The following is a 22,677-nucleotide window of genomic DNA, read 5'->3' as shown; positions in this document are numbered from 1 at the left end:
ACCCATGAAATACTTTATTTCGGATTTGATTGTGGGTACGCACGGCGCTGCGGAGTTTGCCGACTGGCTTTCTTCTCTGCACAGACCGGACTTTGGTATTGAGTTTACAGCCTTTACTCATGACGCAGACTTCTGGGAGACGCTGAGCCGTAAAGTTCCGAACGTGACTTGTCCCATGACTTTTCATGGTCCTTATGTCAGAGTAGAAGCAACGTCTGACCTTGTGTCCAAGGAACATGCCTGGCTCATGGAAAGCTATGAACGCGTCCTTCAGCTTGCTGCTGCAAATCATGTGCGCCACGTTGTCTTTCACTATTCCCAGCTTCAGTTTGAACCTGCTGAAATTCCGCAGAAACAGCAGAATGCCTACGCAGTTATGCGGGAACTGACGAAGCGTGCCCAAAAACTGGGGGTCAACCTCATCATTGAAAACCTCTGCCGGCAAAAGAATAAAGTGCACCTGTTTACCAACGAAGAGTACTTCCAGATCTTTGAAAACATCCCGGAAGCAAAATCCTTGATTGATATTGGCCATGCTAATGTGAATGGGCTCGATATCGAAAAATTCCTGGCCATTAACGGCCCTCGCGTTAAAGGTTTTCATGTGCACAACAACGATGGCATCTCCGACCAGCACCTGGATTATCATAAAGGTACTGCCGATATCCGGACCATTATGCACTGGATCGGCAAATACACCCACGATGCCAATATCGTCATTGAGTATGAACCTCATGAAAAACTTACGCACCCTGAACTTATCGAGGAGCTCGAGGAGCTGAAAGGTTGGGTAGAAGAAGGAAAAGAGTAAATCACAAGACTTAAGTATAATGAATGCATAGAGTTCATTCGTGATGCCAGTCAAATTTTTGGCTGGCATTTTTTATATGTTTTACACTTATCCACAGCCCGAGCTCATCTCCGAGTACTATACAACGTACTCCAGGTGTATTGTTTGTTGTTGTTTTGTTATGTTTTGTTATGTATTCTTATGTAGCGGCGTTATATAACGTTACGGTAACGTTACGCATACTTAATTGAATTGAAGTTCCTGTTCGGGACTTGGTTTCAGGATTCTGCCTTTGGTGTGACAAACGGGGCAGGGCGCCGCATATTCATGACCGTTTTCATTCTTGATTACATAGCCGTTGTGACAGTCAGGGTTGGTGCAGGGCACAAATCGCTGGTTTGCCTCCTTTGCGGCACCGCCCCGGATAAGTGCAATGAGATAGCCGGAGCGATTCGTAATATGTCGCTTATCCGCTATTGTCCTGAAATATGAAATGGCATCTTTAACCACACTTTTACCATACGTGTCTAAGAGGGATTGAGCGGTTTTCTGGCTGACTTGATAGGCCATGAGCGCAGCCGTAAGGTCATTCGTTTCTTTATCGGTCAGCTTCCTCCGCGTAGTAGTGTAGGTGGGGAGAGAAAGTTTGGAACAAGGGCTGGACTTCACTTCTGAGGCTTTTTCAGCCGGTTTGATGTCAGTTCCTTTTACTTCTTCCTTTTTCGAAACAGCCGGAGGTTCTGCTTTAGATTCTGCTTCAGGCACTTCTTCAGGCATTGTTTCCTTGGCAGCCGTTTCAATTGCTTCCGGAGTATTTTCCACTTCTTCAGCAGTAGTCGGTTCTAATTCCATGTCATCCACTGATTCGGATACGCTTTTTTCAATCATGCTGTCTTTCTTGTGGCTTTCACGATACCTTCTTTGTCGTTCTGCATTGGATTCCTGGATTTTTTTCATTTTCTCAATCGCTTCGACATTCTGGTACCGTCCCCAATTCCTGACGATAATCGCACCTTGATCCAAAACAATCATGTGCATGCGTTCGAAAAGGTCTAATGCCTCCTTGATTCTTTCGAGAGAAGAATGCCATAAGATGGTCAAATCTTCCAAGGTAAACGGGACATTGTCTGTGAGTTCAATACGGCCGTTTTTGTTGCATTTTCCAGCCGTGACAAGCATATGGAACCAAAGCTTCAAAAAAGTATCTCCGTTGGGTTTATTTTCAATGAGCTGGATTTTGGGGTTATCAAATACACCGAGCATCAAGTTCACATATTTAAGATTAACTTTCGCAGTACAGTTCATATTTCTTGTTCTCCTCTATCATCAGGATCCGATGCCTTTTGCGGCATCGGATTTTTTGTTTTAAAGTCCATTCGTCAGCATTGTTCTTAAATCTCTGCGCAGCTTCTTGAGCTGGTAAGAAACTTTGCTTTTTGAGATGTGATATTCGTGAGCAATTTCGTCCATGCTTTTATTTTTCCCATAGTAACTGATGAGCAGCTTTCGCTCATAGGGATATAAATGTTTCATGGCGTTATGCAGCGCCTTGTAGTCTTCCCTGTCAAAGGCAGTTTCCATGAAGTAGGTCGTTTCAGTGGGTTCCAGGGCAATTTTTTCCTTTATTTCCCTGTGCTGTTTTTCTGCTCCCTGATATTGACCAGCGAATTTTACGATTCGATCTTTGACATATCCGGGAAACGTTCTGATGTCCGTACCTTTATAGTCTTTCATAGCCTCGATGGCTGCCAGCGTGAGGTACGACCGCATATCTTCCTTCTTACCGTAATCGTATTCCTTCCTAAGGAAAGAATTGATGAGAGGCTGAAACGCCTGAATGATGGTCACCTGGGCATCCTGCTGGTTTGCCTGGGCAAGGGGCAGCAGTTTGGCAAAATCGACCTTACGCATAAAAACTTACCTGTCTGCGAGGAACTTCGACGTATGCAATATCGGAAAGCTGGCATTCAAGCGCGATGCAGATCCTTTCCAAAATTTGGCAATTAGGAAGGACGGATGCTCTTTTGGGCATAGAGAAACCGGACAGATGTCGCAACCGCGAAATCGTGGTCGGATGCAGTCCGGCTTTCAGGGCTAACTCCTTCTGGGAGATATGACGTTTGTTCAATAATACAAAAAGAGGTTCAAAATTCAACATGGAAAACAGCTCACTTTCTACATAAATATCAGGGTGTGAAAAATTTGAACCTCAATTTCCATAAAGATTCCTAACTTGGAAAGATTAATGAGATTCTCGTTTTCCTGGGGGTAGCTATTACTTTAGATGTGAGAAGAAACATGATGTAGAGCGTAACTGTTTTTTATACTAGCAAGATAAAAACAAAAAATCAACCACATTTTTCTATATTTTACAAAAACACAAACAAATTAGTATTTCGTTCAAAAATATATAAGAAAAAACTTATAAAATTAGCAAATCTGCTAATTTTTTGGACAAAACCCCATTTTTTGACACTTATATAGTGTAGGGGGTGCGAGAAACATGATGTACGTAACGAGAAAAGATGTCTATCAGATGGGCCTTCGGGCCCGGGGCAAGGTCAACCGTATTTATGTCCATTGGACAGCCGGCCGGTATGACCAGCCTTTCAGGGATTATCACCTGAACCTGACGGACGTCGGCCGGGCCTATGCGTCCTGTGAAGATTTCACGACGACGCTGGCCCACACCTGGCACCGGAACACCGGCGCCATCGGCCTGGCTCTTTGCTGCGCCAAAGATGCCGTAATGTATGCCGACGGGTCTTTTGACCTGGGCGATTATCCACCAACACCGATGCAGATCGAAGAGACAGCTATCTTATGCTTCATTCTTTCTGAAGCCTTGGGAATTCCTATCGACCCCGAGCATATCATGACCCATGCGGAGGCGGCAGATCTTGACGGATACGGGCCAGCCTTGGCGGGAACGTCCCGTTTCGAACGTTGGGACCTGTATAAGCTCCTGGATTTTGACGGTGTATGGCGGAGCGGGGGCATGATCTTCCGCGGAAAGGCGCTCTATTACCAGCAGCATGCTTCTTCCGTGCTCTCTTATCTGATGTAAGTATCTTACAAGACGGGAGTGTCGGAAGGATCATCAGATAAACCGGAATGACCGGGCCCGGCCAGTGCGCAGACTGCCGCCGGGGACTGATGATGCCGGAAGGACTTCCGCCAAACTTTTCAACATTTAAAGGAGGAACCACACATGAACATTGAATCTCTGACTCTGCAGCTTGAAAGTGATTACATGGACGGCGAAAAAGTAAAGACCAGAAAGACTACCTTCTCCGGTCTGCGTCCCGACGCAGCGGACGACAAACTGCTGGAAATGGGGCACGCCGTGGCAGAACTGATGTCTGCCCAGCCTACGGCTATGTACGCCATCAAACGCGAACTGCTCGTAGCGGGCGCTAAGGAGTAAGCCCCTGCATTTTTTGCAGTAAGTGACTGCCGGTATGATTCCGGCAGCCAGCCCATCATTTTGTAACTTGATAAGGAGGAATTACTAATGAGCAACACTCTCGAACTGACTTTCAAACTGACGAACAACAAAACGAAGAGCATCAGCATCACCAACCCGATCATGAACCCGACCCGTGATAAGGTAGAACCGGTCATGAAGAAGCTCCTGGCCCTCAACCTCTACGGCGGCGATGGAGTCGACATGGCATCCATCAAAGGCGCAAAGGTACGCCAGACTGAAGTAGTCTTCGACGCGGAAGACTAATCATGGATAACTTTTCCGTCTTGCTCGGCCAGGCGGCCCAGTACGGTTTTCCTATGGTGATCAGCTGGTATTTGCTGGTGCGTATGGAAGATAAGCTGGAGCAGCTTACGCTGAGTATTGACTCGTTAAAAGATATTCTGATGCATAGAGCATAACTAAAAACCGCTGCAAGTGATTCTTTCGCTTGCAGCGGTTTTTTTATAAGAAAGTTTATGATGGACTCCGCAGAAGTCAGCGGCATCTGCATTGTCAGACCGGATTGTGACCACTCTTGCGGCGCTCACGCTTGCAAATCGTTGGCGCTCAGTTCCGACTTCGTGCCCTCAATCCGGTCTTTTGCGTATATGCGGTTGTCTTGCAGCAGATTCCAATAGAAACAAAATAAAACGAGGTGTGATGTCAGGGTATACGTTCCGATAGGAGCGTATGCCTTTTTTATACCTAAAATCCTTGAGAAGGATAAGAAGAATTTAAGCTGATTATATAAGAATTGGAGTGAAAGAAAAGAGCTGAAGCATGGCGCTGCAATCAACTTTAATTAAAAACCTGAGCCTCTTATATGTATCATTTATTGTACTTGATTTCCTTGCTCTCATACTTGGAATTTTCTATAATCAAATAAGAAAAGTAAAATTCTACCGATGACAAAATGATGATTGAGTCAGACGCAGAAGTAGGTACAGAGAGATTGTTTTGCTGCTCCTCATTTCAGAATAAATATTGATGCTGCTTCAAAATTGAAACAGTTTCATTTGCCAGTGATTAGTCTGAAAAATATCTCCTGGGAAAAATCTGTTTCTCAGAAACAAGGCATATTGTGATATGATATAAGAGTATTATCATGGCGTGTTCTAGGCTTGATAGCTTTTGTGCATAGTGAAAATGATTCTCGAATTTTTTTAAAAATCCATGATGCGATTGGAGTGTAAAATCCATGGAAGTCTTTAATAATACTACAAATGTCGTGCGAGATGACCTTTTAAAAAAAATCAAATCCGGCAGCAAAATTTCTATTGCCGCTGCCTGCTTTTCTATTTACGCCTATCAAGCATTAAAGGATGCTCTGGAATCCTGTGATGAATTCCGTTTCATTTTTACGTCTCCTACATTTGTTGCTGAGAAAACTCCAAAAGAAAGAAGAGAATTTTATATTTCCCGACTGCAGCGTGAAAAAAGTCTATATGGCACACAATTCGAAATCCGTTTGCGCAACGAACTGAAACAAAAAGCTGTTGCACGTGAATGTGCTGAATGGATAAAGGTAAAAGCCAAGTTTAAAACAAACAATACACGGGAAGGTATGAATAACTTTTTGCTGGTGGATGATCAAGATGAGCTCTATACCTACATGCCTATGAACTCGTTTACTACGATTGATCTTGGATGCGAACGTGGAAACAACATGACCAACATGGTAACGAGGATGGAGAATCCTGCCAGCAAAGAGTTTTTGAATACTTTTGATGAAATCTGGAATGATAAGGATAAGATGACTGATGTCACCAATGAAGTCATCAGTATGATTTCAAATGTATATCAAGAAAATTCACCAGAATTAATCTATTTCATGACGCTCTATAACATTTTCAGTGAGTTTTTGGAGGATATCTCTGAAGATGTTCTTCCTAACGAGGCAACAGGCTTCAAAGACAGCATTATTTGGAATAAGCTTTACAATTTCCAGAAAGATGCTGCGCTGGGAATCATCAATAAACTGGAACAGTATAATGGGTGCATCCTTGCTGACAGCGTCGGCCTTGGCAAGACTTTTACTGCCCTGGCCGTTATTAAATACTATGAGGGCCGCAACAAGAATGTACTCGTACTTTGCCCTAAGAAACTCTCCGAAAATTGGATGACTTACCGCGGAAATTTGGTAAATAACTCTCTTGCCGGGGATCGTTTTCGCTATGATGTCTTATATCACACGGATTTATCCAGGAATAGAGGAAAAACGGTAATCGGTCTTCCTATTGATCGTATAAATTGGGGAAATTATGACCTTGTAGTTATTGATGAATCTCATAATTTCCGGAATGGAAACGGAACAAATACGCATGGCGGTGAAAAAGAAAACCGGTATATGCGTCTTATGAACCGTGTGATTAAACCGGGTGTTAAGACGAAGGTGCTGATGCTTTCTGCGACACCGGTAAATAATCGATTCTTCGACTTGCGGAATCAACTGGCATTGGCTTATGAAGGAGATGCGGCTTCTTTTAACGAGAAGCTTAATACTAAATCTGATATAGATACGATTTTTCGGCAAGCACAGAAAGTCTATAACGCCTGGGCTAAACTGCCGGAAGAGGAGAGAACTACCCAAAATCTCTTGTCTCAGCTTGATTACGATTTCTTTGAAGTGCTGGATAGCGTTACTATTGCAAGATCCAGAAAACATATTCAGAAATATTACGACACAACGGATATCGGAACCTTTCCGAAGCGCAATAAACCCATTTCACTCAGACCTAAACTCACGACCTTAGAAAGTGCAATAAACTACAAGGATATTTACAATATTTTAAACTTGCTGCACCTGACTATTTATACACCAACCGAGTTCATACATCCTAGCAAGCTCCATAAATATCTTGATCATGATGAATCAGAAAACATGAAGCGTGGCCGTGAACGAGGGATTCAGCGGCTGATGAGCATTAACCTGCTCAAGCGTATGGAAAGCTCCGTTCACTCATTTCTCCTGACAATTAAAAGGGTTTATCAGTATCTTGACGAAACGAATCAGACCATTGAACAGTTTAGGCAAGGGAAAAATGTTCGTCTGGATGAAATGACGGACCTTTCAAGCGTAAGCGAAGAGTTTGATGACGATGATCAGAACACGGAGCTATTTGCAGTAGGCAAAAAGATACAGATTGATCTTAATGATATGGATTTCATCTCATGGCAACGAGATATAGAGGAGGATATTGCTAACCTTAAACGTTTGATTTCCATGGTAGAAGGCATCACGCCGGAATATGATTACAAGCTGACGCAGCTTCTTGGCGTGATAAGGGAAAAAGAAGTGAATCCCATTAATCCAAGTAACAAGAAGATCTTGATTTTTACTGCTTTCGCTGACACTGCTGAGTATCTTTATGAAAATATCAGTAAAGTAGTTAAGGATACCCTCGGGTTGAATACGGCATTAATTACCGGATCTGTAGACGGGAAAACTACCATCCCTGGCTTTAGAGCAGAGATGAATCACGTTCTCGCCTCTTTTTCTCCGATTTCAAAAGAGCGTGATTTTATTTATCCGGATGATCATGATGATATTGACATTTTGATTGCAACAGACTGTATTTCTGAAGGGCAAAACCTGCAGGATTGTGACTACTGCATCAATTATGATATTCATTGGAATCCTGTCCGCATCATTCAGCGGTTCGGCCGTATTGACCGTATCGGAAGTAAAAACAGTGTGATTCAACTCGTTAACTTCTGGCCTGATTTGGATCTTGATGAGTATATCAATCTTAAAGCGCGCGTTGAAACACGAATGAAAATTTCGGTCATGACCTCAACAGGTGATGATAACCTGATTAATCCCGAAGAAAAAGGAGACCTTGAATACAGGAAGGCTCAACTGAAAAAACTTCAAGAAGAAGTTGTCGATTTGGAGGATATGAACAGCGGAGTTTCTATTGTAGATCTCGGTTTAAATGATTTTCGGATGGATTTGCTGGCGTATATGAAGACACATCCGGATATTGACCATGTTCCTTTCGGTATCCATGCGGTAGTTCGGGGTGAAAAGCCAGGCGTCATTTTTGTCCTGAAAAATGTCAATGAAAATATTAATATCGATCACAAAAATCGTCTCCATCCCTTTTATCTCGTCTATGTGGGAATGGACGGAGAAATTATCACAAATCATTTACAGGTAAAAGATACACTGGATGTGATGCGTGTTTTGGCACGTGGGAAGGATGCTCCCGATGAAACAATCTGCCGGTTGTTCAATCGTAAGACGAAAAACGGCAAAGATATGCGCAAAATTTCAGGGCTCCTTGAAGATGCTATTGAGTCAATTATCGATGTGAAAAACGAAGAAGATATTGACAGTTTCTTTTCACCTGGAATGACTACTTTTCAAACAGAAAAAATTTCAGGACTTAGCGATTTTGAGCTGATTTGTTTTATGGTGGTGACGTCATGATTGAGTTTCCCAAAACTACCTATGTTCACAGGAAAATGCCGAAGGAGGCATTTTACAAGCATTTGTCTTTACCAGTGAAGTTGAAGGATGAATTTGTTTCTGATATCAGTCGATTATATGTTGAATACATTTTGACTAAGGAAAACTTAAACCTTGAGCGTGAGTCTGACATCAAAGAGATTATTGTCATGCTGATTGAACTGAAAAAGAACAACTATGACAAAAAAACGCTTGAAATCATTGCAAGACAAAATCCGCATAAACTGTTATTTATTCTTTCTTATAACGACGAAAGACAGTGTGCGCTGTATCAGGGAAAACTATATCAGACAAATTGGAAACAAGAATCAGAAGTAAAAATAGCTGTAGAAGGGTTTTCACTGGATGATATTTGGAACCACTTCGTCGAGCAGGTTGCTCTGATAAATGAAGAAGCAGTTCCGGATAGTATGAATATTGCAGAAAGACTAAAACGCCAGGAACAGATTGAAGTGCTGAACGAACAAATAAAAAAAATGGAAGCTCTTACGTGGAAAGAGCGACAGCCAAAGAAAAAATTTGAACTTTATACAAGACTGAAAGGCTATAAGAAGGAACTGGAGGAAATTAAAAATGGAAAAGCTTAAGATGCATACGCCTGATTTGGCAAAAGAAAATTTCAAAAAATTGGCAGAGCTATTTCCAGATGCTGTTACTGAAACGATTGATGATAATGGTAATGTCGTAAGGGCCATAAATAAGGCCGTACTGATGCAGGAGATTAATGCTCAGGTAGTGGATGAAGGACAGGAAAGATATCAATTTACGTGGCCTGATAAGAAAAAAGCTATCCTTCTTGCAAACCAGCCCATTGCTAAAACGCTTCGCTTCAATCGAGAAAAATCGGTGGGAAAAGATGGAACTCCCGGCGGTATTGATTCGGAAAATATCTATATTGAAGGGGATAACCTGGATGCTTTGAAACTTCTTCAGGAGACATATCTTGGAAAAGTGAAAATGATTTACATTGAAATAAGCCTTTCCGTATTGATAAAAAAATTTTCCGCACCCCAAACAGTAAAAACGGCTTGATATATGGGCTTCTGAAGGATTTTCCTTCGAAGGCTCATTTTTTATTTTCCCCTAAAAAGAATATCTGTGTATTCAGGAATATTCTTTCTAAAGTCATAAATGCACAACATCTGAACGATAGGATAAAAGACCACCGTTCAATAGTTTGGTAATCGTTCATGGTTTATGTGAGAAAAGGACTCCATGCAGACTATATCAGTTTACATGGAGTCCTTTTTTTAATCATTGATCGTTTCGATAATATCTTCTACACGGCAATGAAGGGCCTCGCAGATTTTAAGCAGGACATCGGTTGTAATATTGGCACCTTTGCCGAGCTTTGCAATCGAAGCGGAACTTACTCCGGCTGCTTCCTTTAATTCCATCTTGGTCATATTTTTGTCAATCAACAACTTCCATAGTTTATTGTAGCTGATACGCATTTCATTATTCTCCTTGTTCGTTACCCATCATCATATTGAAGTGCTGTTCCTGATTTATGTATTTGAAAATCATTTTAAATGTATCCCTGTAAAGCTGTTCATCGAGGAAATCGTCCGTGTAGTTGATTCCATCATTCACGCTGGAATTATCGGAGATGATGTAAGACAGAAGGACCTTAGCCATCTCGTATCGTTCTGGAGTTTCATGGCCATTTTCGTCATATAGAAAGTTGTTCTTATGGTCTTCCAGGATACGTTTTCTCAAATCGTCTCCTTCATAGCCGCATAATTGCAGGAAATAATATTCTAAAATCCTGCGGATGGTGCTCTTTAACGGGATACCGCTCCGGACTTCCTTATAAGATTCCCAAAGGGCAGCGTAGGAGTTCTTGACGGGATTGACATTCATCATTTTGGTAGGGCAGTCGGGGTTCTGCTTTTCAAACAACTGGACGGAAGATTTATTGTTGATTTTGCGGACCAGGTAAAAAGATACAAAGTTCCACTGTCGGGCATAAAGGTAACTTACCTCTCGATGGAAATAAGCATTATGGGTAAGAATGAAAATCTGCTTGATGAAATTTCCATCTGCTGCCGGTTGCCGGTTGTCAACATTGTTTCGGCAAATATGGATCATCTTACGGATTTGAGCACTTACAATAAAAAGCGTACCACTGTCCATGCTGGAAACGGGGTCATCAATAACAACTATTTTTTGCAGAGAATCGCTGTCTGCGTCAGTGCTCCCGAATACAGTTTGCTGGAAATACAGGAAGGCGATGAAATTCTTTTCTCCTTCACTAAGGTCATGTGCAATTTCTTCTTCTCCTGTTTCGGTATCGGTACGGACTACAGCATAGTTACGAATCGGCGAAGGAATTACTCGTTTTACAGAACCATCCGGATTTCTTCTTTCTTCCCAGTGGGGACAGACTTTAAATCCCTGGAATCCGGCATCTTTCAGCATAAGGTTTATGTTGTTCATTGCGGACTCAGTTTCTTTTGTCTGGCTGTTTAGAACACGGATTTCTTCTCTGATATCCGCACCTTGCTCTGTCTGAGTATCAATGATTTCCTGTTGCTTGTTTAGCTGTTTATTAATGTCAGAGATACTTTTGTTGAAAGCCTTGATTGTTTCATTTGTTATGAAGGACATGAAAGAAAAGACTTTTTCTTTGCATTCTTCTTTTTTCTTAGGGGCATCAGCAACTACCATGTTGTTATCAGAAATTAGTTTATTATAATCTGTAATCATTTTTTGGAGTTCTTGTAGTAGTGGTGCGGTATTATCCAATTTAATAGATTTAGAAGGTTCGGCTATTTTTTCTTTTATCCGGTTTATGTTTGTAGAAATAATACCTCTTAGGGCTTCCAGTTTATCCTTGTAGGGTTTTTCATCAAGGACAGGATATAGCGGTTCTGGAAGTTTTGACAAAGGCATAAATAAAGCGTTGGCTGTGTTTCTGTAATCTTCAAGGAATGCTGATAGCTTTGTAAGGTTCTTCTCGTATTGGTCATCAAAACTGTCTGTCAAGAATTTTTCAAATTCTGAAGGCAAAGGCTGTGAACAAAAAGGACATTTCCCATCGGTTTTGCCATGATATGCAGAATGGCCTTGACGCACCCATTCGGAAGCCTCGATTTTCTTCCAAAATTTTGCAAGTTGGGTATCTGAGGAATTGACAATTGCAACAGATAGAATTTCGCTGCCTTCAATGCTGTCAAGCACAGTAGTATCGCTAATTGTATTAAAGCGAGGATAGCTCTGTGCTGTAGAAGAGTAGGCAGAATCATACATCCGTTTAAGATCATCCAAATCATATTCGCTGGGTGAACACAGTTTTACTTTGTCGGCTAAATTAGCCTTTGATTTGAGGTATCCAGCCTGTGTGCCTGGAAATGTTTTACGCAGTTTTCCAGTCCGCCGCCAGATTTCATCGTAGAACTTTGTACAGATTTCTTTTTTTATTTTAATTAATTTTTCTTTTTCATCCGTGGCATCTGATACTTTTTCCTGTGCATCAGCCAGCTGCTCTGCAGCCTCATCAATCTTGTCCTGGATTTCTGCATTCTCCTCGGCCATCGTAAAAACACCTGGAAGGTTATGGAAGTTCTGCATATTTCGATTGATATATTCTTGGTTGAAAACCAATACCTGGTAGTCTGTGGCAGATCTTCCTGGAGCATACTTGATGCCAGTTCCAGATTGGATTGCTTTGGCAATAGTGGATTTTCCCGTGCCGTTGTTTCCGAAAAAGTAGTTGATATAGGTGGGGGTGATGACAGTGCCTGTATTTTTAAAGGTTGCATCATCCACTCTAATTTCTGTTATTTCGCTTGGATATTTTCTGTTCATAGACAGTCACCTTTAAATAGAAGGGTGCGGGAGATATCCCAGTCCAGACTCATTGAAAGCTTCAAAAAGATTCACTTTATGGATAGACCAGGCAGTGCGATTCAAATCCGTAATGGCACAACTCATGTTCAAGTCGAAATAAATAGCATATTTCTGTTCACAAAGTATTTTTTGATGGAATGGTGCAATGGGCTGGAACGCCACTCTAACTTGGTAGCCTTCCATTTTTACTCGTGTTATATATGCGAATATCGCGGTTTGATTAGGATCTGTAATTCCATTGAACCCTGTGTTTTCCATACAGACAATGGCCGGAAAGGTCTTCAGTTCGGCAATCCCTTCTTCTGACAAAGACGAACAACGGGTTAATATTTCTTCCGGAACATACCTTTGACTTAACGCACGGTCTAAGGGAAATGTGGCGTTATTATTTTCAAAGACATCTGTTTCACAGGTAACGAGGAGCTGATAATATTCTTTGCTGAAATTATTGAGTGCAATCATTTGGGCTGCACTATATGGATTCCCTTGGTTAGGTGGACACGTATTATAGATGTTAACGTTGCTGTCCTGAATGTTGTATGTCTTTATGACCTGATTCCCTATATTCGTTTGGACTATCGGCCGCACTTGATGTGGGCCAGGAGCTGTTAAATTCTTCATACATTGTTTCTCCTTAATCATTAAATGTGACAGTGCTGTCCTTTATGTTATATGTCTTTGACACACTGTGGCCGATATTGGTCTGGTGCTCGATAATTGTAGTCCGGCTGCCGCCTTGATTATTTTCCAGAGGCGGCGTTTCTTCTACGACCTTGGCTTCAACTGGTTCAGTTTTGTTTAGATCGATATCAAAGTCTATGATATACCGACAAAGCCTTTCATGCAGACGGGTGAAAGCTTCTCTGTCCTTCATGGCCTGCTGACGAAGTTCTCCTTCTTTTTTCCAGGAATCTTTGTACGTATTTTTTAGGTGGACAAAGCAATCAGAATCATCGTTGAACCAAAGATGAGTTTCCCAGAAGGTGATATACCCATACAATGTATTTAGAATGTCATATTTCAATTTATTCAGTTCCGGATCTTTAAAGTCCGTGTCTTGATCCTTCCATTCATTATACAGGGTATCAAAGGTATTCAGAATTTCGCAAGGCATACGTTCTATACTGAGGTCCGTGTCTTTGGCAAACTTCAATATTTTGTTGAATCCCTTCGCCAGCCGGGGTAAAAGAGTGGTATCACGGTTGGAAAGCGGGGATTCGGGTGAAAGAATATCATTATTTTTATCTGGCTTTTCCGATGAGCATTCATCTGCAGAAGATGTACTCTCGGAATTTCTATGTTCTGCATCTTTTATCGTAATGGCTTTCTGAACTTCCAGATTCACTGACACTTCCATATCGCCGATGGTGCCACCGAGTTTACTGAGTACATCATGTTTGGGTTTCCATGGCGCTTTCGGACCAACTTGGCAATACCAGGTTTCAAAGGTGGACCGCCCGGATTCGCAGTCAGGGCAATTATCGATTACGTAATGCAGTACGCTTAGGAAAAAAGGCAAAAAGTGAATGTTCTTTGCCTCATGCAGTTTTTTTACAGAAATATTTTGTCCAAAGCCTACAGCAATTTCGGCATCATCATTGATTGAAGGGTCTTTTTGCATGATTTCAATCAATGCTTTGCCAAGCCACTTGCACTTTTCAAGACTCAAATACTGTTCTATGAACCTTGCCATCCTTTCAAGGAGGGCAGGGCTTTTTTTATTGTATTCCGAATCGAAGGCTTTCCTAAAAACCTCATCAGTAAAAGGAACATATGAACCTGTGCTGTCCACGCACCTTTTATAGTTAGATACACATTTATTTTTTGTTGTCCCGTCAACATCTTTCCAGTCATTGCCAGCTACAACATTTACAAGTCCTATATATACATCCAAATCAGAAAGACCGTCTGTTCCGCCATGTGCCCTGTCACGGATTTTTCCGCGTGTTTTTCTTGTTTCCAGTAAAAGATTGAACAGGATACCACCGCATAAATGGGGAACGTGGAAGTTGTTTTGTGAGGGCATAACAGTACCTCCTGAAAAAAAGTAAGCTTAAGTATCGTTAGTAACCTTAACCACCCGGACTACGGATTGACAGTAACCTTATCAAGGATAGGATGAAATCAGAAATTGAAGACGGGAGGTGGAAGGAAGTGTGACTACTGGTTTTCTAACATTATACCATGCATGTGTGGAATTTTCTGTGTGGCTGTGAATCTGAATACCGCAAATGCAGAAATATAATCTGCAATCAGTAAGTTCGATTTCATTATGACCGACCAGCAAGCGGGTATTCCAAAAGCTGGACGGATAGTCTGAACATTGATACGGCAGCAGGCAGTCCTGCTTCCATATGAGTGCTCAGGCACCCATAACAAAAAAATCTCTGTTGTCCGAGATGCGCATGAGGACGATGGGATGCATAGACAGTTCTGAATCACCGCAGTGATGCGGTGGGCAGGACTGGAAATGCCCCCACCGTTTGTTCCCGTGCGCCATTTTGGCACTCTGGGACCTGTGGGGACTTTCCCCGCAGGTCTTTTTTGGCATCCTTTCGTCTTCTGGCACGGACGGAAAGGACGCCAAAAGTGAAAATCACAGTCAAATACTACGGATTGGATGAATCCAAAGCACCAGTGGTCACGGTAGTGGAAGTCCCTGAAGGTGACTGCCAGATCATGATCGAGAGGGATTACGAACTGAGAAAACAGGCGGCAAAGGAAGGGGAAGAAGTTACCCGGCGCAGCGCCCAGGAAATCATGGACGAAGAATTCAACAAGCCCCTCTATAACGACTGGCGCAGGGAACATCGGAGAAGAACAGAGTGCCCGGACTACCAGGAACGGAATGAAAAGGACGAGGCTTTGATGAATCCCATCGAGGCAGTCCCTGATACGTACACCTGCACTGTTGCTGGAAGCGGGTGCAGCCGGAACGGAATCTCCATGCCAGATATGAATACTGTCAGCCGAGATGCAACGGAACGGGATCGCAAGGCTAGCGAAGAAAAAGTCCGTCAGGAAATCCATACGGTGCTGGTGAACAAGCCGGAGTGGGAAGATGCGGTAATCTCTGTCTATCTCAACGAAGAATCCATCCGGGGATACTCCATCAGAATCGGTGCCAATGAAAACAACATCACCCAGAAGCTGAAGCGGGCAAGAAAAAAGTTGCAGGAAGTTTTTGGAAACCGTCAGATTTGATGGATTGCCGTGGCTACAAAGTGGGAGGCAACTCCCAACTACATACAGGGAGGTCAGCAAGATGACTGATATGAAAAATTTTATTTATAACGGAATGAACGTGCGTACGGCTGTTGTAAACGGGGAATCCTGGTTCGTAGCTGCGGACATATGCCGCATCCTGGATATCGGCAATCCGAGCGATGCACTCTCGAGACTGGATGACGATGAGAAGAATACCCTCGTTTTAACCGAGGGTATTCCGGGGAATCCCGAAAAACGTGTGGTCAATGAAGCAGGTCTCTACACGCTGATTCTCAGAAGCCGGAAACCGGAAGCCAGGGCATTTAAGCGTTGGGTGACGCATGAAGTCCTTCCAGCCATCCGAAAAACAGGCATTTATGCTACAGAAGCCATCCTGGATAATCCGGATCTTGCGATTGCAGCTCTTACAAAGCTTAAAGAGGAACGGAATAGGGCAAGGGAACTGGCACAGATAAATGCCGCTCAACAGCAGCAGCTTGCGGAGCTCCGGCCAAAGGCTACGTACTTCGATCTGGTCCTGCAGTGTAGGGAGCTGGTGAGCACATCGACCATTGCCAAGGACTATGGATGGTCTGCAAACCGCATGAACCAGTGGCTCCATGAACACGGGATCCAGTACAAACAGGGCAATATTTGGCTGCTTTACCAGGCTTATGCTCCCATGGGATACACCTCGACAAAGACCTTCAATATCCCGGACGGAAACGGCGTCCTGCATAATCGTGTCCATACCTATTGGACACAGAAAGGTCGGCTGTTCATCTATCGGCTGATGACTGAGGAAGGAAACTATCCCCTGATCGAAAAGGAGTGTGGCATTTATGGACATGCATAACCAGGAACACTATCCGGATCCGACTCCGCAGAGAGCCCTCAGTGCTGTCGAAGCCCAGCGGAAGGCACTCCGGGCTTACCGGCCTCTCGTATATATCTGTTCCCCGTATTCCGGGGCAACGGATAAAAATATCCTGGCAGCAAGGCGGTACTGCCGCTTTGCCTTTGAAGAAGGGTACCTGCCCTTGGCTCCGCATCTCCTCTTTCCCCAGTTCCTGGATGACCGGAATCCAAAGGAACGGGAGGCAGGGCTCCATTTCGGCAACATCCTGATGGGCCTTTGCCGGGAAGTGTGGGTGTTCGGGGATACCATATCTCCTGGCATGGATGCGGAGATTCGGCGGGCCAGATGGAAGAACTATCGGCTGAGATTCTTTAACGAAACCCTCGAGGAGGCAGAAAGATGAGATTTACGATTTACACGGCTGACTGTACCGGCAACGAACGAAATGCCATATATCCTAATAAAGCAGTCATCACAAGCAGCAGGGAACTGGGGACGGCTGCTGCTTTCGACCACGTTTGTGCGGCCTATAAGGACAACTACCGGAGCCGGGATAACTTCCTGGCTTCCGATGTGGCGGTGATGGACTGCGACAACGACCATACGGAAAATCCGAAGGAGTGGGTGACGGGAGAAAAGCTCCTTGCCATGCTGCCAAACGTGGCTGTGGCCATCGTCCCGTCCCGGAATAGCGGGAAAGCCAAGGAAGGCCGGAAAGCCCGGCCCCGGTTCCATGCGTATTTTCCCATTCCGGAAGTGCAGGACGAAAAAGCCTATACGGCACTGAAACAGGGAATCCGGGAGCAGTTTCCCTTCTTTGACGGCCAGGCCCTGGATGCGGCCCGGTTCCTGTATGGCACGGAAGTGGTGCCGGAAGAAATCTTCTGGCAGGAAGGGGAGCGCACCATTATGGAATTCCTGGCCGGACTGGAACCTGCGGAACCCAGCCGGACGGAAGCTCCCTTCTATACAGGAAGCTCCATCCCGGAAGGCAGCCGCAACAATGCCATGTCCCACTTTGCCGGCCGGGTGCTGAAACGGTATGGGGATACGGACAAAGCCTATGAAGCCTACCTGCAGAGGGCCGAGAATTGCGACCCCCCTCTTTCGGAGAAGGAACTGGGAACCATCTGGAAAAGTGCCCTGAAATTTTACAGGGACAAGATTGAAGGCAGTGAAGGGTATGTGCCTCCGCAGGAATTCAACAATCCCTATCCCGGATGGAGCGAGCCACTGCCATTATCACGTTTCACAATGGCTCCATTCCCGGTCGATGCGCTGCCGCAGCCGATTGCTGATTATGTGAGGGCCGTAGCGGAAAGCACACAGACACCTGTGGATATGGCGGGGAGCATCGTACTTTCCGTACTTTCGACCTGTCTGCAGAAGAAATACCGGATCCAGGGAAAGCCTGGCTGGGTGGAGCCGCTCAACACTTATGTGATTGTAATTGCCCCGCCGTCCGAAAGAAAGTCATCCGTCCTGCATCTCATGTTGCAGCCGGTCAACGATTACGAGACCGAGTACAACAAACAGAATGCCGCTGCGGTGGAGGCTGGGAAGATGCAGAAACGTGTCCTGGAACGCAGGCAGAAGGCAGTCGAAGACAAGGTCGCCAAGGGAAATGCCAAACCGGAAGAACTGAAACGTATCGCACAGGAGGCCGCTGACTTTGAGGAAGTAAGCCCCATGCAGCTTTATGTGGATGACATCACCACTGAAAAACTGGTAGCCGTCATTGCCAAAAATCACGGCCATGCAGCTCTCATTTCCAGTGAAGGAGGTATCTTCGACACCCTCTCCGGTATCTATACGAAGACGGTCAATATCGATGTCATGCTGAAGGGGTACTCCGGAGATACGATCCGAGTGGACCGTATCGGGCGCGAGAGTGAAAGCATTATGGATCCGGCACTGACGATCCTCCTGATGGCACAGCCGAACGTGGTCTCATCCGTATTGAGCAACACCACATTCCGGGGACGCGGTCTTACGGCGAGGTTCCTGTACAGCATGCCAGTCTCGTCAGTGGGAAAAAGAAAGTATCGGAGTAAAGCTGTGACGGACGAAACCTACCGCGGCTATGAACAGCTTGTGGTGAATCTCCTGGAAGATGAGTATCCGGAAAAACCGCAGACCATCACACTCTCTCCGGAAGCGGACAGGGAGCTTGAAGCATTCGCAAACTGGCTGGAGCCGAAGCTCACAAACGACTATGCAGAAATGGCTGACTGGGCCGGAAAGCTTGTCGGCAATGTACTGCGCATATCCGGACTCCTTTGCAGGGCTTCCGTTTACCAAAGCCATGACTTTCTTATGGTGCAGGATGCCTTGTCCGTCACCGGGAAAACCATGTCAGATGCGATACGTCTTGGAAAATATTATCTTAACCATGCACAGGCCGCCTATTCCGTCCTGCCGGAAAATGACATGTACGAGAACGGGAACCTGATCCTCCAGAAAATCAGGGAGCGGCGTCTCACCGCCTTTGACAGGCGGGAAGCTATGCGCATGTGCCGGAGGTTTAAGACCGTGGACAGCATCCAGCCGGTTCTCGACTTCCTTGAGGATTACGGGTACATCATGCAAAAACCGCAGAAATACTCAGGCACGGGCAGGCCACCACTGCCCAAATATGCCATCAACCCCTGGTTGAAGGAGCATTGACTGGGTTCTGTCCTTTTGTCCTGAGGTTGTCCTGATTTTTGTGGTCAGTCTCAGAGCAGGCACCATGCGGGTTTCCGGCTTTGTCCTTTTTGTCCGAAAACTATAAAAAAGTAAAAAGTACTTACTTACTCTATATATTATTCTACTAAAAAATATAAAAATATTTATTTAGGGACAAAACAGACAAAATGGACAAAACCCGGAAAGCCAGAAAATACGGGGGTTTTAACACTATGGGTGATGAATCAGAGGAAAAAATGGCTGATGGCAGAAAGGACAAAAGTTATTTTGCCCGCAGCCAGAAAATATTACGCGAATGGGGAGCACCGCTCTCAGGATGGCATTGCCAGGAAGTTTATGATGTACGAGAAGATGACATGGAGGCGCCGCTTCACACCTGTGAGCTCTGCGGCTGCAGGAAGGTACGGTTTGTGCATGTGATGAGGCATCCTGACTACTTTGAGGATGTAGCCGTTGGCTGCATCTGCGCCGGAGTCATGGAAGGGGATATCCTTGCCGCCAGGGAACGGGAACGGCTTATGCGGAACCGTTCCAAACGGAAACGCAGTTTTCCAGGACGCAAATGGGAGCAGACCTCGCATGGCTGGCGTCTCACTTATCACGGAGAGCAGATTCTCATTGGACGCAGCCGCCGCAATCCGAAACATCTCGGCGTGAAGTGCCGCGGTAAGTGCATCTGGACCTATAAGGGGAAGCCCATCAGAAACTTTCTCTCCGCCGCCTACGCCGCATTTAATCTTGTTGACCCAATACCGGAGGTGAATCATGAAGAATGAAAAGCAGATAGAGCAAAAGCTGGTGACGGAAACGAGGAAGAAAGGCGGACTGGCTGTGAAGTTCGTTTCCCCTGGATATGCTGGTATGCCAGATCGGCTGGTTCTTCTCCCTGGTGGGAAGCTGGCCTTTGTGGAAGTGAAAGCACCGGGGAAGAAACCACGGATGCTGCAGGTGAAACGGCACGAAAAGCTTCGGGAGCTGGGGTTCCGGGTGTTCGTCCTGGATGCCATGGAAGACATCCCTGGACTGCTGCAGAAGATCATGGAAGAAGGTGATGCCCAATGAAGTTCATACCTCATGCGTACCAGAAATACGCCACCGAGTACATCAAGACCCACCCGGTGACGGCTCTCTTGCTGGATATGGGCTTAGGTTCGGCAAGACAGTGACAACCTTGACGGCTATTCGGGATTTGATGTATGACTCCTTTGAAGTCCACCGGGTTTTGATCGTTGGACCCCTCAGAGTAGCGAGAGATACATGGCCGGAAGAAATCCGGAAGTGGGACCACCTGAAGGACCTGACCTGCAGCGTGGTCGTGGGGTCCGTGACGGAACGGAGGCGGGCCCTCCAGAAGCCAGCGGACCTTTACATCGTGAACCGGGAAAACCTGGTGTGGCTTTGTAAGAACTGCCGGCTGGATTTTGACATGGTGGTCCTGGATGAACTGTCCTCTTTCAAGAACCAGCAGGCCCAGCGGTTCAAAGCCATGAAGGCCCTGCGGCCCAAGGTGAAACGGATCGTGGGCCTTACCGGGACACCCAGCGGCAATGGTCTTATGGACCTGTGGGCGGAATTCCGGCTCCTGGACATGGGAGAGCGGCTGGGGAGATACATCAGCCAGTACCGGAACACCTACTTCCAGCCGGACAAACGGAACGGGATGGTGGTGTTTTCCTACAAGCCCTTGCCGGGAGCAGAGGACGCCATCTACAAAAAGATCGCGGACATCACCGTGTCCATGAAGGCCACAGACTATTTGCAGATGCCGGATTTGGTGCGTGTGAAAACCGAGGTCAATCTTTCGGACTCGGAGCGGAAGCGGTATAATGACTTCAAAAAGTCCCTGGTGCTGGAATTGCCGGATGGAGAAGTGACGGCAGCCAATGCGGCTTCCCTTACGCTGAAGCTGACCCAGATGGCCAACGGAGCCATCTACACCGATGAAGGGCAGACCATCCATCTCCATGACCGGAAACTGGATGCCCTAGAGGATCTGGTGGAAAGCGCCAATGGACGGCCGGTGCTGGTGGCCTACTGGTTCCGGCACGACCGGGAACGAATCTGTCAGAGGATGGAAGCCAGGGAGCTGAAGGAGAGCAAGGACTTTGCCGACTGGAATGCCGGGAAGATCCCGGTGGCCCTGATCCATCCGGCTTCTGCCGGTCACGGCCTCAACCTGCAGCAGGGCGGGTCCATCCTGATCTGGTTCGGACTCACCTGGAGTTTGGAACTCTACCAGCAGACGGTGGCCCGGCTCTGGAGACAGGGGCAAAACAGCCGGACGGTGATCGTCCAGCACATTGTGACAAAGGGCACCATGGACGAACGGATTCTAAAAGCCCTGGAAAAGAAAGACAGTTCCCAAGCGGCTCTGATTGAAGCCGTCAAAGCGGATTTGGAGGGAAAAGCATGAACGCGAAAGAGTACTTGCAACAGGGATTCTACCTGGATAAGAAAATAGAGAGCAACCTGCGGGAGGTGGCTGAGCTCCGGCACCTGTGCCTGGGGATCTCCGCAGCCGGCCTGGAAGAAAGCCACAACCCCAACCGGCCCACGGAAGCTCCCTTCGTCCGGACCATCGAGAAGATCTGGGAGCGGGAGCAGGAGATCAACCAGGAAGTGGACCGGCTGGTGGACCTGAAGTATGAGATCGGCCAGGTCATCGACCGGGTGGAAGACGAAGCCCAGCGGCTGGTCCTCCGGGACCGGTACATCCACTTCGATGCCTGGGAGGATATTGCCCGGAGCATGGGCAAAGGAATCCGGTGGGTTTATGCCGTCCACAGTGATGGGGTGGCAGCCGTTGAAAAAATTTTGGAGGAGTGCAGTAAAATGCAGTAACAATGCACTAGAATTCAACAGCCCCTTCGTGGTATGATAGAATCACCAGAAAAGGGAATAAAGAGAAGCCTTGCGGGATATAAGAATCCTACAAGGCTTTTTTCATGCCCGAAAGGAGGTGGCAGCTGTGCCTAGAAAACCGAAACGGCCCTGTTCCTTCCCAGGCTGCCCGAACCTGACGGACGGCCGGTACTGCGAGATGCACCAGAAGATCATGGACAAGCGGTACGAAAAGTATGAACGAAACCCTGGTACAAAGAAACGGTACGGCAGGACCTGGAAGAAGATCCGGGATGCCTACGTGGCCAGCCATCCTCTCTGTGAGCTGTGTCTCAAGAACGGCCGGTACGTGGTGGCGGAAGAAGTCCACCACAAGAAGCCCCTGGCGGAAGGCGGGACCCACGACTGGAACAACCTGATTGCTCTGTGCAAAGCCTGCCATGCCCGGATCCATGCCAAACGGGGAGACAGGTGGCATAAAAAAGTGGAGTTTTAAAATG

The 22,677-nt window shown here is 45.8% G+C and carries 23 protein-coding genes; 17 read left to right on the top strand and 6 right to left on the bottom strand.

The genetic code is table 11. The annotated features are described in order from the left end of the window. Nucleotides 1-4: 4 nt before the first annotated feature. Complete coding sequence (locus tag LKE33_00270) at nt 5-811, top strand: sugar phosphate isomerase/epimerase (protein ID MCH3949369.1); 807 nt, start codon at nt 5-7, stop codon at nt 809-811. Nucleotides 812-1,033: 222 nt separating this feature from the next. Here the strand turns inward: LKE33_00270 and LKE33_00265 are convergent, their stop codons facing one another. After that, a complete protein-coding gene (locus LKE33_00265) occupies nt 1,034-2,095 on the bottom strand; it encodes a phage replisome organizer N-terminal domain-containing protein (GenBank protein ID MCH3949368.1) in 1,062 nt (353 codons plus the stop codon). 60 nt (nt 2,096-2,155) lie between these two features. Then, entirely contained in the window at nt 2,156-2,701 is a 546-nt protein-coding gene (locus LKE33_00260) for a sigma-70 family RNA polymerase sigma factor (protein ID MCH3949367.1), read from the bottom strand. A gap of 592 nt (nt 2,702-3,293) precedes the next feature. Here LKE33_00260 and LKE33_00255 point away from each other — a divergent pair. From LKE33_00255 to LKE33_00225, 7 genes are all read left to right on the top strand, one after another. Then, nucleotides 3,294-3,857, top strand: a complete 564-nt coding sequence (locus LKE33_00255) for an N-acetylmuramoyl-L-alanine amidase (GenBank protein ID MCH3949366.1) — start codon at nt 3,294-3,296, stop codon at nt 3,855-3,857. Between the two features lie 144 nt (nt 3,858-4,001). Next, a complete protein-coding gene (locus LKE33_00250) occupies nt 4,002-4,217 on the top strand; it encodes a hypothetical protein (protein ID MCH3949365.1) in 216 nt (71 codons plus the stop codon). Nucleotides 4,218-4,304: 87 nt separating this feature from the next. Next, complete coding sequence (locus tag LKE33_00245) at nt 4,305-4,523, top strand: DUF2922 domain-containing protein (GenBank protein MCH3949364.1); 219 nt, start codon at nt 4,305-4,307, stop codon at nt 4,521-4,523. 2 nt (nt 4,524-4,525) lie between these two features. Further along, nucleotides 4,526-4,678, top strand: coding sequence for a YvrJ family protein (locus tag LKE33_00240; protein MCH3949363.1), 153 nt, complete (start codon nt 4,526-4,528; stop codon nt 4,676-4,678). Between the two features lie 779 nt (nt 4,679-5,457). Then, nucleotides 5,458-8,691 (top strand): SNF2-related protein, encoded by a 3,234-nt coding sequence (locus LKE33_00235; GenBank protein MCH3949362.1) that lies wholly within the window; start codon nt 5,458-5,460, stop codon nt 8,689-8,691. Continuing rightward, nucleotides 8,688-9,317, top strand: a complete 630-nt coding sequence (locus LKE33_00230) for a DUF4391 domain-containing protein (protein MCH3949361.1) — start codon at nt 8,688-8,690, stop codon at nt 9,315-9,317. The genes LKE33_00235 and LKE33_00230 overlap by 4 nt, the downstream gene beginning before the upstream one ends. Further along, a complete protein-coding gene (locus LKE33_00225; GenBank protein MCH3949360.1) occupies nt 9,304-9,762 on the top strand; it encodes a hypothetical protein in 459 nt (152 codons plus the stop codon). The genes LKE33_00230 and LKE33_00225 overlap by 14 nt, the downstream gene beginning before the upstream one ends. Nucleotides 9,763-9,980: 218 nt before the next feature. Here LKE33_00225 and LKE33_00220 read toward each other — a convergent pair whose 3' ends face one another. The 4 genes from LKE33_00220 to LKE33_00205 are packed head-to-tail and all read right to left on the bottom strand — an operon-like array spanning nt 9,981 to nt 14,608. Further along, nucleotides 9,981-10,184 (bottom strand): helix-turn-helix transcriptional regulator, encoded by a 204-nt coding sequence (locus LKE33_00220; protein ID MCH3949359.1) that lies wholly within the window; start codon nt 10,182-10,184, stop codon nt 9,981-9,983. Between the two features lie 4 nt (nt 10,185-10,188). Further along, nucleotides 10,189-12,540, bottom strand: a complete 2,352-nt coding sequence (locus LKE33_00215) for an AAA family ATPase (protein ID MCH3949358.1) — start codon at nt 12,538-12,540, stop codon at nt 10,189-10,191. A 12-nt stretch (nt 12,541-12,552) separates the two neighbouring features. Next, the gene (locus LKE33_00210) at nt 12,553-13,203 is read right to left on the bottom strand and encodes a hypothetical protein (GenBank protein MCH3949357.1); all 651 of its coding nucleotides are present in this window, start codon (nt 13,201-13,203) and stop codon (nt 12,553-12,555) included. 13 nt (nt 13,204-13,216) lie between these two features. Next, on the bottom strand, nt 13,217-14,608 hold the full coding sequence (locus tag LKE33_00205) for a hypothetical protein (GenBank protein MCH3949356.1): 1,392 nt from the start codon (nt 14,606-14,608) through the stop codon (nt 13,217-13,219). A 563-nt stretch (nt 14,609-15,171) separates the two neighbouring features. On the opposite strand from LKE33_00205, the gene LKE33_00200 reads away from it, so the two are divergent. The 9 genes from LKE33_00200 to LKE33_00160 all read left to right on the top strand — a co-directional run bounded on the left by LKE33_00200 (nt 15,172) and on the right by LKE33_00160 (nt 22,673). Beyond that, nucleotides 15,172-15,786 (top strand): hypothetical protein, encoded by a 615-nt coding sequence (locus LKE33_00200; GenBank protein ID MCH3949355.1) that lies wholly within the window; start codon nt 15,172-15,174, stop codon nt 15,784-15,786. Between the two features lie 61 nt (nt 15,787-15,847). After that, nucleotides 15,848-16,645: a phage antirepressor gene (locus tag LKE33_00195; GenBank protein ID MCH3949354.1), complete on the top strand. Its 798-nt coding sequence runs from the start codon at nt 15,848-15,850 to the stop codon at nt 16,643-16,645. Further along, on the top strand, nt 16,632-17,051 hold the full coding sequence (locus LKE33_00190) for a hypothetical protein (protein ID MCH3949353.1): 420 nt from the start codon (nt 16,632-16,634) through the stop codon (nt 17,049-17,051). Before LKE33_00195 ends, LKE33_00190 begins: the two co-directional genes overlap by 14 nt. Further along, a complete protein-coding gene (locus LKE33_00185; protein ID MCH3949352.1) occupies nt 17,048-19,315 on the top strand; it encodes a DUF3987 domain-containing protein in 2,268 nt (755 codons plus the stop codon). The genes LKE33_00190 and LKE33_00185 overlap by 4 nt, the downstream gene beginning before the upstream one ends. Before the next feature lie 233 nt (nt 19,316-19,548). After that, nucleotides 19,549-20,112 carry a hypothetical protein gene (locus tag LKE33_00180; protein ID MCH3949351.1) on the top strand — a complete coding sequence of 188 codons (564 nt, stop codon included), beginning with the start codon at nt 19,549-19,551 and terminating at the stop codon, nt 20,110-20,112. Further along, a complete protein-coding gene (locus LKE33_00175; GenBank protein ID MCH3949350.1) occupies nt 20,102-20,398 on the top strand; it encodes a VRR-NUC domain-containing protein in 297 nt (98 codons plus the stop codon). Before LKE33_00180 ends, LKE33_00175 begins: the two co-directional genes overlap by 11 nt. Nucleotides 20,399-20,498: 100 nt before the next feature. Then, nucleotides 20,499-21,749: a DEAD/DEAH box helicase gene (locus LKE33_00170; GenBank protein ID MCH3949349.1), complete on the top strand. Its 1,251-nt coding sequence runs from the start codon at nt 20,499-20,501 to the stop codon at nt 21,747-21,749. Further along, nucleotides 21,746-22,177, top strand: a complete 432-nt coding sequence (locus tag LKE33_00165) for a hypothetical protein (GenBank protein MCH3949348.1) — start codon at nt 21,746-21,748, stop codon at nt 22,175-22,177. The genes LKE33_00170 and LKE33_00165 overlap by 4 nt, the downstream gene beginning before the upstream one ends. A gap of 127 nt (nt 22,178-22,304) precedes the next feature. Next, the gene (locus LKE33_00160) at nt 22,305-22,673 is read left to right on the top strand and encodes an HNH endonuclease (protein MCH3949347.1); all 369 of its coding nucleotides are present in this window, start codon (nt 22,305-22,307) and stop codon (nt 22,671-22,673) included. The last annotated feature ends 4 nt before the right edge of the window (nt 22,674-22,677 follow it).

The sequence above is a fragment of the Acidaminococcus sp. genome, from assembly GCA_022482815.1.
Taxonomy (GTDB): domain Bacteria; phylum Bacillota; class Negativicutes; order Acidaminococcales; family Acidaminococcaceae; genus Acidaminococcus.
Note: the sequence above shows the minus strand (reverse complement) of the source record. Positions and strands in the feature narration are given on the sequence as shown.